General features: G+C 41.7%; 13 protein-coding genes. 2 read left to right on the top strand and 11 right to left on the bottom strand.

Annotated elements, in window-relative coordinates:
• The first annotated feature begins 275 nt into the window (after positions 1-275).
• Positions 276-1835, top strand: coding sequence for a M14 family zinc carboxypeptidase (locus tag QCD85_RS16400; protein WP_301263246.1), 1560 nt, complete (start codon positions 276-278; stop codon positions 1833-1835).
• Positions 1836-2577: 742 nt separating this feature from the next.
• On the opposite strand, the gene QCD85_RS16395 is transcribed toward QCD85_RS16400, so the two are convergent.
• The 7 genes from QCD85_RS16395 to QCD85_RS16365 form a co-directional block, all read right to left on the bottom strand.
• A complete protein-coding gene (locus QCD85_RS16395) occupies positions 2578-3402 on the bottom strand; it encodes a purine-nucleoside phosphorylase (protein WP_204823471.1) in 825 nt (274 codons plus the stop codon).
• 73 nt (positions 3403-3475) lie between these two features.
• On the bottom strand, positions 3476-4666 hold the full coding sequence (locus QCD85_RS16390) for a phosphopentomutase (protein WP_301263245.1): 1191 nt from the start codon (positions 4664-4666) through the stop codon (positions 3476-3478).
• A 28-nt stretch (positions 4667-4694) separates the two neighbouring features.
• Positions 4695-5594 (bottom strand): site-specific tyrosine recombinase XerD, encoded by a 900-nt coding sequence (gene xerD, locus QCD85_RS16385; RefSeq protein WP_273612904.1) that lies wholly within the window; start codon positions 5592-5594, stop codon positions 4695-4697.
• A 90-nt stretch (positions 5595-5684) separates the two neighbouring features.
• Positions 5685-6158, bottom strand: coding sequence for a ferric iron uptake transcriptional regulator (gene fur / locus QCD85_RS16380; RefSeq protein ID WP_273612905.1), 474 nt, complete (start codon positions 6156-6158; stop codon positions 5685-5687).
• A gap of 157 nt (positions 6159-6315) precedes the next feature.
• On the bottom strand, positions 6316-7536 hold the full coding sequence (locus QCD85_RS16375; RefSeq protein WP_301263244.1) for an endonuclease Q family protein: 1221 nt from the start codon (positions 7534-7536) through the stop codon (positions 6316-6318).
• Positions 7497-8057 carry an NUDIX hydrolase gene (locus tag QCD85_RS16370; RefSeq protein WP_273612907.1) on the bottom strand — a complete coding sequence of 187 codons (561 nt, stop codon included), beginning with the start codon at positions 8055-8057 and terminating at the stop codon, positions 7497-7499. The genes QCD85_RS16375 and QCD85_RS16370 overlap by 40 nt, the downstream gene beginning before the upstream one ends.
• Before the next feature lie 45 nt (positions 8058-8102).
• The gene (locus QCD85_RS16365; RefSeq protein ID WP_301263243.1) at positions 8103-9242 is read right to left on the bottom strand and encodes a M20/M25/M40 family metallo-hydrolase; all 1140 of its coding nucleotides are present in this window, start codon (positions 9240-9242) and stop codon (positions 8103-8105) included.
• A 138-nt stretch (positions 9243-9380) separates the two neighbouring features.
• Here QCD85_RS16365 and prli42 point away from each other — a divergent pair, with 138 nt between their 5' ends.
• Positions 9381-9476 (top strand): stressosome-associated protein Prli42, encoded by a 96-nt coding sequence (gene prli42 / locus QCD85_RS16360; RefSeq protein ID WP_137220660.1) that lies wholly within the window; start codon positions 9381-9383, stop codon positions 9474-9476.
• On the opposite strand, the gene lipB is transcribed toward prli42, so the two are convergent.
• The 4 genes from lipB to QCD85_RS16340 all read right to left on the bottom strand — a co-directional run bounded on the left by lipB (position 9471) and on the right by QCD85_RS16340 (position 13841).
• The gene (gene lipB / locus QCD85_RS16355; protein WP_273612909.1) at positions 9471-10163 is read right to left on the bottom strand and encodes a lipoyl(octanoyl) transferase LipB; all 693 of its coding nucleotides are present in this window, start codon (positions 10161-10163) and stop codon (positions 9471-9473) included. The two genes, prli42 and lipB, sit on opposite strands and share 6 nt — an antisense overlap.
• Positions 10164-10237: 74 nt before the next feature.
• Positions 10238-11716: a dihydrolipoamide acetyltransferase family protein gene (locus QCD85_RS16350; RefSeq protein ID WP_301263242.1), complete on the bottom strand. Its 1479-nt coding sequence runs from the start codon at positions 11714-11716 to the stop codon at positions 10238-10240.
• Between the two features lie 110 nt (positions 11717-11826).
• Positions 11827-12813 carry an alpha-ketoacid dehydrogenase subunit beta gene (locus QCD85_RS16345; protein WP_273612911.1) on the bottom strand — a complete coding sequence of 329 codons (987 nt, stop codon included), beginning with the start codon at positions 12811-12813 and terminating at the stop codon, positions 11827-11829.
• Positions 12813-13841, bottom strand: a complete 1029-nt coding sequence (locus tag QCD85_RS16340) for a thiamine pyrophosphate-dependent dehydrogenase E1 component subunit alpha (RefSeq protein ID WP_301263241.1) — start codon at positions 13839-13841, stop codon at positions 12813-12815. The genes QCD85_RS16345 and QCD85_RS16340 overlap by 1 nt, the downstream gene beginning before the upstream one ends.
• Positions 13842-14021 lie beyond the last annotated feature (180 nt).

The raw sequence follows: 14021 nt of genomic DNA, 5'->3' as shown, positions 1-14021 counted from the left end.
GTCCTCCGTTCATTCACTTGAAGTGTATAGTCAGTATAACCATTGTGCATATTATAGCAGAATGGACTATTTTGCTGAACATTTGTGTTTTATGTGACTTTACAAAGAGTTGATTTGCTTATTAATGTACTTACATATGGAAAAAATAAGCATTTACGATACTTCAAATAAGATGCTACTATGCTGTATAGAGACACCGTAATATCGCATTACATCAGGGTTGTAAATGATTACAATCTCTATATTTTATCATTTATTTACCGAGGAGGATGGCATTGAAAAAGATTGGATACTTTATGCTTACATTTATACTATTTGTACCGACTCTACTATTGCAGAATGTAGCAGAAGCGGCAAATCATACGGTGGTTAACCCGTCTGTCACTTATACATATGCAGCGATGACCCGTCATATTCAATTGTTAGCTCAGAAGTATCCTGATCTGATCCAGTACAAATCGATAGGTAAAACCAAGTATGGTCGTGATATATGGGCAGTAGGACTGGGTCACGGACAAGCTACTGTATTTATCAATGGTTCTCATCATGCGCGCGAATGGATGACGACTACAATCAATATGTATATGTTAGAGCAATATGCGATAGCGTATACTGCCAATCGTCCATTTGAAGGATATAATACACGTCAGATTTTAGATCGCACAACGATCTGGTTCGTCCCGATGGTCAATCCAGATGGAGTAACACTACAACAGCAAGGAACCGGTGCTTTTCCAGCTTCAGTTCGGCAAGCGTTAGTAAAAATGAATGGCGGAAGCACTAACTTTAAACGCTGGAAAGCTAATGCTCAAGGTATCGATCCGAATCGCCAGTATGATGCTTATTGGCGCACGATAGAAGATAATATTCCATATCCATTCTGGAAAAACCATAAAGGAACATCTGCTGTACAGACTGCTGAAAATCAAGCGACCACATCATTTACATACGAAATCGATCCTGAGATCGCTGTTTCGTATCATTCTGCAGGACGTATTCTGTATTGGAACTTTCATACCCTTCCACAAAATCTCAGTCGTGATAAACGGTTGGCGAACATCTTCACAAGCTTTACCGGATATCGACAAGTGCGTCCAAACAACAACCCTTCTGGTGGAGGATATACCGATTGGTTTATCACTACCTTTCGCAGACCTGCGTTTACACCGGAGATCGGAATCAAAACAGGCGAGACCAATCTGCCCTTGTCTGCTTTCAACGAAGAATGGCGCCGAAATAAAAAAATTGGACTATGGATTGCTCAAGAAGGATATTCACTCTGGTTGAAAAAGAATCCAACTACACCTGCTTCACCGACAACACCAACACAGCCACCAGCTAATCCATTACGTCGATCTTTAAATGTCACTTTAGACGGCGTAAATGTGAAAAAAGAAATCCCTGCTTTTGTCCAAAACAAAGTTGCTTATATTTCATATAAACCATTACTCACACCGTACGGATTCGCTTTTTTCTGGGATCAAGACAACCAGAAGATTACAGCAACATCCAGCGCTTCCGGTACAGCCACATTTACACTCAACCAAACAGCCGCTGAAATTAACGGCGTATCGACTACACTACAAGGTGCACCTATCCATCTCGACGGAACTATCTATGTACCTATTTCATTGATCAGCCAAGTAACAGGAATCGCAATCACTATGAATGACAAAGGAGACACTTTAACACTGACCAGTCCAGACACTACCACCCCATCACCAGCAGCAGAAATCATAACAGAAGATGCTAACCCTTCTCCAACACCTACACCAGAGCCATCACCTACAGAACAACCCACTGTAGCCCCCGACCCTGATGCAGGCGAATCCTAAGTAAAACAAGCATTATTCTCTTCTTCAACTTATTTGCACTATGACAATAACACGATAAACCAATCAAAAAACTCGCTAGATCAACAATGATCTAACGAGTTTTTTTAATCCCAATATATATGTACGATTATTTCCAACCCACAATCATCGCCAACCTACAAATAGCTAAAACAAAATATTTAAAATAAACAAATCTATCTAACATCTATAAAATCACATCACCAAACACATAAAAAAGTAATATCTCCCATTCTTATACGAAAAATCTATAAAGAAGCTTAACTACATTTAATAGATAAACTATTCTTAAATCAAAACAATTTCAAACCCCATTTTGAAATCAGCTTACTTCCAAAAACGAAAGGAAACATGACCAACAATCATCAGTATTTTTCCCATCTAACTCAAATTCTCTCGAATACTACATCCTTTCCAACAAAAAAGCTTCCAATCCTATACCATAGGATTCAGAAGCCTTTTTCACATTATTCATCTTTCAAGCACTTAACTTACTTATTCACTACCTACCAACCCCATCATAAGCCTGGCTTTTGTTTCATGACTACGGTCTTCCTCAGCAGAGCGAAAGGAAAAAATCATTCTGTAAGTCGCCTTTGAAGTGGAATCCCGACTGCATCGCAGTCTAATCAAGGGATTCCATTTCACCAGCGACGGTAAGAATCATTTTTTCCTGTAGCGGTCTCCACCCACCCCAGTCATCTTCAAAACCACCCCAAAACCATTACATTTGAGGAATAATCGCCAATACCAATTTCAAGAACTGATCACGTACACGATCAGCTGTCTCCATTACTTCATCATGAGATAACGGTTGATCCAAAATACCTGCTGCCATATTCGTAATACAAGAAATACCCAATACTTCGATCCCTGCATGACGTGCTACAATCGTTTCTGACACGGTAGACATTCCTACAGCATCTGCACCCAATGTGCGCAACATCACGATCTCAGCAGGCGTTTCGTACGTTGGACCAAGCAATCCAGCATACACACCCTCTTGAACTTTCAAGCCTTGTTGTGCTGCTGTTTCTTTGAATACCGCACGTAGACGACGGCTATACGCTTCAGACATATCAGGGAAACGTACACCTAGTGCAGAATCGTTTGGTCCGATCAATGGGTTACGACCTGTCATATTCAAATGATCGCTAAGTACCATCAGATCTCCTGGCTCGTAAGAAGTATTCACGCCACCCGCTGCATTGGTAACCAGCAATGTAGAGATTCCCAATTCTTTCATAACACGTACAGGGAATGCTGTTACTTCCGGGCCGTATCCTTCATACATATGGAAGCGACCTTTCATCATCACTACAGGGCGACCTTGAATCGTACCTAGTAACAATTCGCCTTCATGACCTTCTACTGTCGATACAGGGAAATGTGGAATATGATGATAATCAATCGCTACGCTATCTTCGATCAAGTCTGCTAAAATACCTAATCCTGAACCCAAAATCAATCCGATTTCTGGTTTGATATCACTTTGACTACGAATATAAGCAGCCGCTTCTTGAATCGTTGCTTGTGTAATAGTTGTCATTACTATATCCTCCTTGAATATCTATTCATTTATAAAATGACTGCAAGCCACTATATACATAGTCGTCTGCATGTTATTTTAATTTATCTAAAAAGCTTTCTCCATGCAATGGACCACCTGTTCTAAAATTATCTGCAATCGTGGCACCAATATCACTATACGTAGCCCGAATGCCTAGATCCGTACCCGGTTGAAGAGATGGACTATAGACTAACAAAGGTACATACTCGCGTGTATGATCGGTTCCTTTGTGCACTGGATCATTACCATGGTCTGCGGTAATAATCAGCAGATCTTGTTCACCTATAGCAGATAACATATCAGGTAAAGCTTGATCGAATTGTTCTAATGCTCTAGCGTACCCTTGCGGATCACGACGATGTCCGTATAACGAATCAAAATCAATCAGATTGGTAAATAACAATCCGTTAAAGTCCTGTCGCAACAAGTTGGTTGTCACTTGAATCCCATTCTCATTTCCTTTGGTCGGATGGGTTGCTGTGATGCCGTGACCTGAGAAAATATCGTTGATTTTGCCGACTGAAATAACATCATAGCCAAAGTTCTGCAATGTATTCAATACAGTAGGTTCTGGTGGATTCACCGCAAAATCACGACGATTGGCGGTACGCACAAATTGTCCGGGTTCCCCGCGATAAGGACGAGCAATAATACGTCCGACAGAATGTTCAGGCGACATGGTCAGTTGACGTGCGATTTTGCAAGCTTCATACAATTTATTTAGTGGAATAATATCTTCATGAGCTGCTATCTGCATCACACTGTCGGCAGAAGTATAAATGATCCATGCTCCACTTTTCATCTGTTCTTCGCCATATTGTTCGATCATATCTAACCCTGCACCTGATTTGTTACCGATTACACGTCTACCGGTAAGCTTTTCGAGTTCAGTGATGAGATCCTGAGGAAACCCATGCGGATACGTATTAAATGGAGAACTAATCTGCAAGCCCATCATTTCCCAATGACCAGTCATCGTATCTTTGCCGATCGACGTTTGTGCCATTTTGCCATAATATGCTTGTGGTTGTTCTACCGGTTCCAATGGTGATAAAGACGTAATATTTGCGAGTCCCAATTGTTGCAAATGAGGGATCTTAATATCTGGAACTTGTTCCAAAATGTGACCTAATGTATGTGCACCTTTATCACCGAATTTCGATGCGTCAGGTAATTCACCGATACCTACACTATCCATTACAATAACGCTAATACGTTTAAACCGTGTGTCTGATTGTGTCATGATCAATGCCTCCCTATTCTGTGGTGAATCAGGTTACATTGGCACGTGGATGGTGAGCTTCATACACATCTTTCATATTCTTTTTGGATACCTGTGTGTAAATCTGAGTCGTCGAAATATCAGCATGTCCTAACATTTCTTGTACTGAACGCAAGTCGGCTCCGCTCTCCAACAGATGAGTCGCAAAAGAATGACGCAACGTATGAGGTGTAATATCTGCTTCTATTCCAGCTTCACGAGCATACTTTTTGATAATTTTCCAAAAGCCTTGTCGTGTAAGTCTTGTGCCAAGCTGATTCACAAAGAGTGCCAGTTCTTCAGGATGATTACGAATGAGTTGCTGGCGACCCTGTTCTATATATTCACCTACACGCTTCGCTGTGACACCTGTGATCGGAATAATTCGTTCTTTGCCTGCATTATTCGCACAGCGCAAAAACTTCAAATCCAGACGCACATCATCGACATTGACCGATATTAATTCAGAAACGCGTATACCTGTAGCATACAACATTTCTAACATGGCACGATCACGTCTGCCTTGAGGTGATTGACGGTCAGGAGCATCGATTAAATGCCCTACTTGTTCGATCGTCATCACATTCGGTAGACGCTTTTCTGCTTTGGGCGCTTCCATATGTACTGAAGGATCTTGCTGAATAATCCCTTCTCTTACAAGATGATGACAAAATGAACGAATTGAAACAGTCATCCGCGTAATCGTGGACGATGCTCTTCCCATTTGTCTCATTTCTCCTAAAAAAAGAGCGATATGTGTTTTACGAATTTGATCCGGCGTTTGTAAATCGCGCTGTTTTGCAAATTCTAGAAATTGATTTAAATCACGTTGGTACGATTCTAGGGTATTTCGAGATAGTGCTTTTTCTTCGGCTAAATAGCGGATAAACGTCTGCAAATATTCATTCATCGGAAATCAGGTCCCTTCATAGGAATGGTTACGGCAAAAAGACTCTCTCCCGAACAGCCAAATATCGGGCGAGAGTCTCTGGTATCCATTTTAGTTGTCAGGTTGTTCGTCTTGATTGCTATCGTTTTTATCTTTGCAACGGTAGCAAATTCCGTAAAAGTCGAGTCTATGGTCCAGAACCGTAAAATCGAATTCTTTATCCAGTCGTTCTTCGAGTGGTCCTAGCCAATCTTCGCGGATCTCATCCATACTTCCGCATTGCACACATATAAGATGATGATGATGGTGCTTGCTGGTGTCGGTACGCAAATCATATCGCGCTACACCGTCACCGAAGTTGATTTTTTCCACGACATGCAGTTCACTCAGAAGTTCAAGGGTACGGTACACAGTGGCAAGACCGATTTCGGGAGCTTTTTGCTTCACTAACATGAAGACATCCTCTGCACTTAGATGATCTTCTTCATTCTCAAGAAGCACTCGAACGGTGGCTTCCCGCTGGGGCGTTAATTTATAACCTTTGGATTGCAATTGTTGTTTAATTTTATCGATCCGTGCTTCCATTCTATACCTCCCCCTGTGGAAATCACTGCATCGTGTAAATGCTCACTTCTATTATTATAGGGGGAATTCTTTGACAAAGTCAAACTTTTTAGAACAGGTGTGTCTGCTTGCAATTCAAAGCAAATCCCTAAGTTTATCACGTCAATATGCTATGATGTTACTTCTTCATGACTTTGCCATATGTTCCGCCACCACCGGAGCTTAACAGCAATTCGCCACTGCGTGCTTGAACAATCGACAAAGCTATTTCAGCACCTACAATATCGGTGAGTTGTTGAGTCGAACTCTGATGCAATATATTCATCTCTGTCCCAAATTCAGCCAGTAATCGATTCATCTTCGCAGGCCCTAAGCCCGGAATAAATGAAAGGGGCACCTGATAATGATATGGAGGACGCTTAGGATCAACAATCGATTGTTCTCGATCTGCAATCTGAAGAATCCGATCCATCACACCTACTGTTAATTTGGTACTACCACAATAAGGGCAACGCTCAATAGCCGGTGAAGCATCATCAATAATGCTATTACAGTTCATACAGTACGTACGATGGTATTTGCCAAGTCTAGGATCTAGTCCATAATTCGCAACAATATGACGTCCTTCTTCTCCACGTAATACCGATACCCATTCATCAAAACTTGCTTCACGCATCGCAAAAATATTGTATTCCCGTCCAATTTTGCCAAGTGAATGCGCATCTGAGTTAGTCAGTAGCGGATAGCGATCAAGTTCACTAATATAACTAGACATCGTAGTGTCGGCACTTAACCCCAGTTCTCCACCATCTATCTGATTCAAATCTAACACTTTACTCATACGTGCTACCGTACTTCCGTAGATTCCTTTATGCGGAGTAAACATATGCGCAGGCATAAAAATACCGTTACGTTGTTTCACTTGCTTCTGTAATTCGTGAAACGATACATGCAGACGCTGAGAACTTAGCTGGACATTTTTCATATGCTTGCTCATCCATTGACTAAAGTCAGTGATCGTCGCTAGATCACGAAAATAGACCAGTACATGGGCTTCATGATAACCAGGTTCACGTATCTCAATCTCTGAACCCAGTAGGATGGTTGTATCCTGATAACGAATGCCTCCACCGGGCACTTCGACCATTTCACCGCTAGCGATATAGTTGCGGATATCTTGCTGTACACCGGGAGAATGACAATCGATAATTCCAGTTAATCCGATTCCTTTGCGTTCTGAAGATTCTTCGGCGATATTAGCAAAAGTCAGATTACGGCTACCACTGATCTTCACGGGTTGTCCATCTTCACTTCTACCGATATGGATATGAAGATCAGCGTAGACAGATTGCAATTCACTCACAGACTTGGTTTGCCTGTCACTTTGATTAGATGCCAAGCTTGTACCGCCATAATCGTCTTCGCATCGCTAATACGTCCATCACGAATCTGTTCATATGCTTCTTCCAATGTAATCTCTGTTACTTCCAGAAATTCATCGTCATCTGGATTGAGCTCACCTGCTTCTAGATTTTCAGCAAGGTATAAATGAATGATCTCATCCGCAAATCCTGGTGATGTATAAAAGGAGTTCAGCAAGGTCACTTGATCACAACGATAGCCTGTTTCTTCTGCCAGTTCACGCTTGATCGCTTCTTCCGGTTGTTCCCCTTTTTCCAATTTACCAGCAGGAATTTCCACTTCTGTCCGACCTAATGCTTGACGATATTGCTCTACGACTAACATACGATCATTGTGAATCGCCAATACAGCTACTGCTCCCGGATGACGAACAATCTCGCGCTTACTGGTATTGCCATTGGGAAGTTGTACAGTATCCACTTGTAAAGAGATTACTTTCCCTTCAAAGATAGATTCGGTGGACAGTGTAATTTCGTCTAATGCTTTGTTCGCTGTCATCTCAATTCCTCCACTTATCGTTTATCGTTCAATACGTTGGTTGTTTTATTTCCACTCTGTTAATTGAGCGGTCTCACGTACAATTTCTGTTACTAGATGGGCTGCACGAATCAATTCGTCTTTGTGAATACGCTCATCTGTTGTATGAATAAATTCGTAGCCTACCGCTAGATTCGCTGTCGGAATCCCAAAGCTATTGAAAATATTCGCGTCACTACCGCCACCTGTATGGAAAATATCGTTAGGTACGCCTAGCTTGCTCGCTGCACGTTGCGCCAGTTGTACTACTGCATCGTCTTCTGTAAATTTAAACCCTGGATAGACGATAACACTTTGAAATTTACCGGTCGCTCCAAAATCAGCACATGTACTCTCTAAAGATTGCTTCATAGCCGCTAATTGCGCTTCTACTTTTTCATGTACAAGACTTCGTGCTTCTGCTTCCAAGCGTGCATAATCACAGATTACGTTAGTTGCTTCGCCGCCTTCAAATTTACCAATATTCGCAGTCGTCTCATGATCGATCCGTCCTAATTTCATCCGGGAGATCGCTTTGCCAGCCACTTGAATCGCACTGATTCCATCTTCAGGATTCACCCCTGCATGAGCAGACTTGCCAAAAATCTCCATAACGATGCGAGCTTGAGTAGGTGCAGCCACAGCGATCGTACCTACTGTTCCATTGGAGTCAAGCGCATAGCCAAAGTCAGCATCGACCAAAGATGAATCCATTGAACGTGCACCCATCAGACCTGATTCTTCACCCGCAGTAATAATCAGTTGAATCTGCCCATGCTCGATTTGTTGTTCTTTTAATACACGAATCATTTCAAAAAGAGCAGCGATGCCTGCTTTGTCATCTGCACCTAGAATCGTATCGGTAGAGCTTGTAATATAACCAGCTTCATCGATAATCGGTACGATGCCAATACCCGGCTTGACTGTATCCATATGAGAAGTGAAAAATAATTTAGGAATTGCTTTGTCTGTATTAGCAGGCAATGTGGCAATCAAATTACCTGCCGCATGACCCGTCTTAGCAGCAGATTCATCTTCAATCACCGTGAATCCAAGAGCGATTAGCTTTTCAGTCAAATGATCTGCTATCGCACGTTCTTGTTTGGTTTCACTATCAATTTGGACAAGCTCTTTAAATTCTTCTATTAAACGAGATTCAGATATCACAATATTCGCCCCTTTGAGTTTACGTAAATATACACATATTCGCGTACTTCCTTTTGCAAAATAGCCTTATAATCGGTATGATGAGATGGATTGGTACATGTACCAATCCCTATTTTACAGACACAAAGGAGTACACTTATGGAAAAGAAAAAATGGTTCAAAGTCTTTATTTATATCATGTTGATTGCAATGGTCGGTTCTACTCTACTGATGGTCATTCAACCGTTTTTATAAGGATAATGGTTCGTCCGGCTGTGCATACTCAAAATGGCGCATAAAATGTGGCAAAATCTCCTGTGCCACTTGCTCAACTGTAAATGTACGGCCGGTAATATCCTCAAGCGAAGTTACTCCATATTGCTCGATGCCACATGGAACTATACCGCTAAACCCTTCATTTTGAATCCCCGAAGAAATATTAAACGCAAATCCATGACTGGTAATAAACCCTTTGCGATGACGACATTTATTAAATTTAATGCCTATCGCAGCGATTTTGAGATCACCGATCCATACGCCGGTGTATTCTTCTTTGCGTCCAGCTTCAATACCCTGCTCTGCTAAATAATCAATAATAACTTGTTCCAGTGTTCTCAAATATCGATGAGGATCGATGCCTTTGGCGGCATCCAGTAGCAGAATCGGGTAACCGACCAACTGTCCTGGGCCATGGTATGTAATATCACCGCCTCGATCAATCTGAAACAGTGTAATGCCTCGCTCTGCCAGCTCTTGTTCATTCCATAATAAATGTTCTGGATGACGCTGAGAACCGATAGTATACGTCGGTGGATGCTGAAGAAGCAGAAGGTGTTCCTCTTGCTCACCGGCATCAATCCCGCGAACAATCTCCTTCTGCTTCTCCCACGCTTGCGCGTAATCCATCGAGGGCGTATAGGAGACTTGAATGAATTTACTCATATGCAGACACGTCCCTTCCCTGATGACTATTCTATTGTAGTGTACCTTTATCTTAATTTACCGTATTGAGGTTCTTAATACAACTTTGTATCGGTATTATAGCTTTCTAAGTTGTCTTTGACACGTTGTAAGAAACGTCCACAGATAACCCCATCTAGAATACGATGATCTAAGGATAGACACAGATTCGCCATTGAACGAACAGCAATCATATCGTTAATAACAACAGGTTTTTTGACAATCGATTCAAATGTCAAAATCGCTGCTTGTGGATAGTTAATAATCGGATACGATAAAATCGAACCAAACGAACCCGTATTATTCACTGTAAATGTACCACCCTGCATATCATCCAATTTGAGCTTACCATCACGTGTACGGCGTGCCAAATCTTCAACTTCATGCGCAAGACCAGCGATATTTTTTTGATCTGCTTTGTGAATAACAGGCGTCATCACTGAATCTTCTGTACCTACAGCAAGCGCAATATTGATATCGCGTTTGACGATAATTTTATCAACTGCCCAGACAGAGTTCATAATTGGATAATCTTTAATCGCATTGACTACCGCTTTGAGCAAGAACGATAGATAGGTTAAATTGATGCCTTCTTTACGTTTAAATTCATCTTTTACTTTGTTGCGTAACATAACTAGATTCGTTACATCGACCTCAATCATAGTCCATGCATGTGGAATCTCGGATACACTTTGACGCATATTACGTGCAATCGCATTACGAAGAGGCGTAACATTGATCAAATGCTCGCTTTGACCCAATTGATTCGCTTGATCTTCTTCCATAACGATTTTAGGAATAGCTGGTGTCTCTGATAAATGAATACCGGAGTGACGTACTTCGTATTCAGTAGAAGACGTCGGCATATTTGCCGCTGTTGGTGCTGTTGTATTGCTAGCTGTTGAAGGTGCTTGCTGTGTTGCATTGCTATTATTCGAAACAGGTGTAGCTGGTGGTGTATGAGCTGTGCCGTTATCCAATGCTTTGAGCACATCACGACGAGTAACACGTCCACCTGCTCCTGTACCTTGAATAACGGATAGATTCACATTATGTTCTGCTGCAAGAGACTGGACAGCAGGTGAATATCGTCCACTCATTGATCCATTATTAGAACTTTGAGCTGTTGCCGGACGTGCAGATGGTGTAGATGCTGTAGATGCTACAGATGATGCGGATTGAGAAGTAGCTGGTGTTGCTAACGTCTCCGCAGGTAGATCATCATGCACTGTAATTTCAGGTGAAGCTGGAGAAATATCTTCTGTAGTCGCAGATGGTGCTTGCTCGGTATGAATCTGACAGATCACTTCACCGACAGCTACTTCCTGACCTTCTAATGCAATAATATCGCCCATAATACCTTCTAATACAGAAGGTATCTCAGCGTTGACTTTATCGGTGATCACTTCACAGATCGGTTCATATTGATCTACAGATTCACCTGGTTGTTTGAGCCATTTGGCAATCGTTGCAGATACAAGAGATTCCGCAAGTTGTGGCATTACCACATCTGTCGGATTTCCTTTTGCAGACATATCATTTCACTCCTAAAGGATTAGATATTTTGCTATGCAAACATCTTCTCACAATTTGTATAGTTACGCTGATGGCATCAACACATCAGCGTTAAAGTCATTCGTTCATTTTAAAATAAAGCTAGATCACGCATAGCTGTTTTTACTTTATCTTTGTTCAACATAAAGAATTTCTCTTGCGGTGGATTGATAGGCATTGGTGGTGTATCCGGTCCAGCAAGACGACGAATAGGCGCATCTAGTTCGAATAAACATTCTTCTGCGATAATAGCCGCAACTTCTCCGCCTACACCGCCTGTTAGATTATCTTCATGCACAATCAATACTTTACCAGTATGACGAGCAGCATCAATAATCGCTTGACGATCTAACGGTTGAATCGTACGCAGATCCAGAACATGACTGGTAATGCCGTCTTCTTGTTCTAATTCTTCTGCCGCTTGCATAATAAAGTGTAACGGTAAGCTATAACTGATCACTGTAATATCATCGCCTGAACGTAGCAGATTCGCTTCACCGATTGGCACAACATAATCATCATCAGGTACATCACCTTTGATTAGTTTGTAACATTTTTTATTTTCAAAAAAGAGTACTGGATCAGGGTCACGAACAGCGGCTTTCAATAGACCTTTAGCATCATAAGCCGAATAAGGTGCTACAATCTTCAATCCTGCTGTACCAAAAAATACTGATTCCATACACTGAGAATGGTAAAGACCTCCGAATACGCCACCCCCGATAGGAGCACGTACCACTAATGGACAACTCCAATCGTTATTGGAACGGTAACGAATTTTGGCAGCTTCACTAATAATTTGATTCGTTGCTGGTAACATAAAATCAGAATATTGCATCTCTGCGATAGGCTTCATCCCGTACATCGCTGCTCCGATGGCTACACCTGCGATAGCAGATTCTGCAAGCGGTGTATCCATTACACGATCTTCTCCAAATTGTTCCTGCAATCCTTTGGTGGTTGTAAATACGCCACCTTTAAGTCCTACATCTTCTCCCAAAACAAATACATTATCGTCTAGCGCCATTTCTTCTTTCATTGCCAGACGAATTGCATCGATATATTCCATCATAGCCATTACTGATTACCCTCCTCATCGCCTGCAAACACATGCAGCAATGTATCTTCAGCACGCGGATAAGGGGCATTGTCCGCATATTCCGTAGCTTCTTTCATGATTTGAACGTATTCTTTGCTTAATTCTGCATCTTGCTCTTCTGTCCAAATACCACAATCCATCAGGTATTTTTTATAACGAGGCAAGCTATCTTTTTTCCAGTTCTCATCGACTTCTTCTTGAGTACGATAAGCCAGATCATTATCTGATGTAGAGTGTGGAGACAGACGATATAACATCGCTTCAATCAAAGTAGGACCTTCACCATTGATCGCACGTTCGCGCGCTTCTTTGGTGACACGATATACTTCAAGCACATCATTACCATCCACTTGTACACCCGGGAATCCATAACCTAATGCACGATCGCTGATTTTACCACTGATCTGCTTATGTGCAGGTACAGAGATCGCATACTGGTTATTTTGACACATCATAATAACTGGCAATTTATGTACGCCAGCAAAGTTACAGCCTTCGTGGAAATCACCTTGATTGCTTGACCCTTCACCAAATGTAACAAAAGAAACTAACTTTTTATTTTTCATTTTGGCTGCAAGTGCAACACCGACTGCATGAGGAACTTGAGTCGTTACCGGGCTGGAACCTGTCACAATGCGTAGACGTTTGCTACCAAAGTGACCTGGCATTTGTCGTCCACCACTATTTGGATCTTCTGCTTTGGCAAACGCAGACAACATCAACTCGCGCGCTGTCATACCGACAGATAGAACGAATCCATAATCACGATAATACGGTAAAAAATAATCTTCTTCCCGATCCAGAGCAAATGCAGCACCCACTTGCGCCGCTTCATGTCCTACACCGGATACGTGGAAATTGATTTTACCTGCACGTTGTAATAAATGACAACGTTCGTCGAATTTACGTGCCAAAAGCATATATTTGTACATCTCGATTGCTTGAGCATCGGTCAATCCTATTTGTTCATGTCTAGTTTGTTGGTCAATAGTACCTTCCGCTTTCATAGCAGGTACCTCCTTAAAATTAGATAAGCTTTATAGCGAAGCTAGCTTGTCTTTTTGATTAAAATAGAAGATTGTACAATACGTGTCCGTCACTACAACAACCTTTGATCAGTTATTTTAAGCTACTGGAACAGATTATTCAACAATCGGGTTGTTCGACTTCAAGTACAGGTTAATGCT

The organism is Paenibacillus sp. PsM32 (assembly GCF_030433815.1).
GTDB classification, from domain to species: domain Bacteria; phylum Bacillota; class Bacilli; order Paenibacillales; family Paenibacillaceae; genus Saccharibacillus; species Saccharibacillus kyungheensis.
This window is presented reverse-complemented; position numbering and strand designations above follow the sequence as displayed.

Excerpts from the sequence above, each read along its gene's own strand:
- lipB (WP_273612909.1), bottom strand. The coding sequence starts at position 10,163 with ATGAGTAAATTCATTCAAGTCTCCTATACGCCCTCGATGGATTACGCG.
- QCD85_RS16345 (WP_273612911.1), bottom strand. The coding sequence starts at position 12,813 with ATGGCTATGATGGAATATATCGATGCAATTCGTCTGGCAATGAAAGAA.
- xerD (WP_273612904.1), bottom strand. The coding sequence starts at position 5,594 with ATGAATGAATATTTGCAGACGTTTATCCGCTATTTAGCCGAAGAAAAA.
- QCD85_RS16395 (WP_204823471.1), bottom strand. The coding sequence starts at position 3,402 with ATGACAACTATTACACAAGCAACGATTCAAGAAGCGGCTGCTTATATT.
- prli42 (WP_137220660.1), top strand. The coding sequence starts at position 9,381 with ATGGAAAAGAAAAAATGGTTCAAAGTCTTTATTTATATCATGTTGATT.
- QCD85_RS16340 (WP_301263241.1), bottom strand. The coding sequence starts at position 13,841 with ATGAAAGCGGAAGGTACTATTGACCAACAAACTAGACATGAACAAATA.
- QCD85_RS16370 (WP_273612907.1), bottom strand. The coding sequence starts at position 8,057 with ATGACAGCGAACAAAGCATTAGACGAAATTACACTGTCCACCGAATCT.
- QCD85_RS16390 (WP_301263245.1), bottom strand. The coding sequence starts at position 4,666 with ATGACACAATCAGACACACGGTTTAAACGTATTAGCGTTATTGTAATG.
- QCD85_RS16350 (WP_301263242.1), bottom strand. The coding sequence starts at position 11,716 with ATGTCTGCAAAAGGAAATCCGACAGATGTGGTAATGCCACAACTTGCG.
- fur (WP_273612905.1), bottom strand. The coding sequence starts at position 6,158 with ATGGAAGCACGGATCGATAAAATTAAACAACAATTGCAATCCAAAGGT.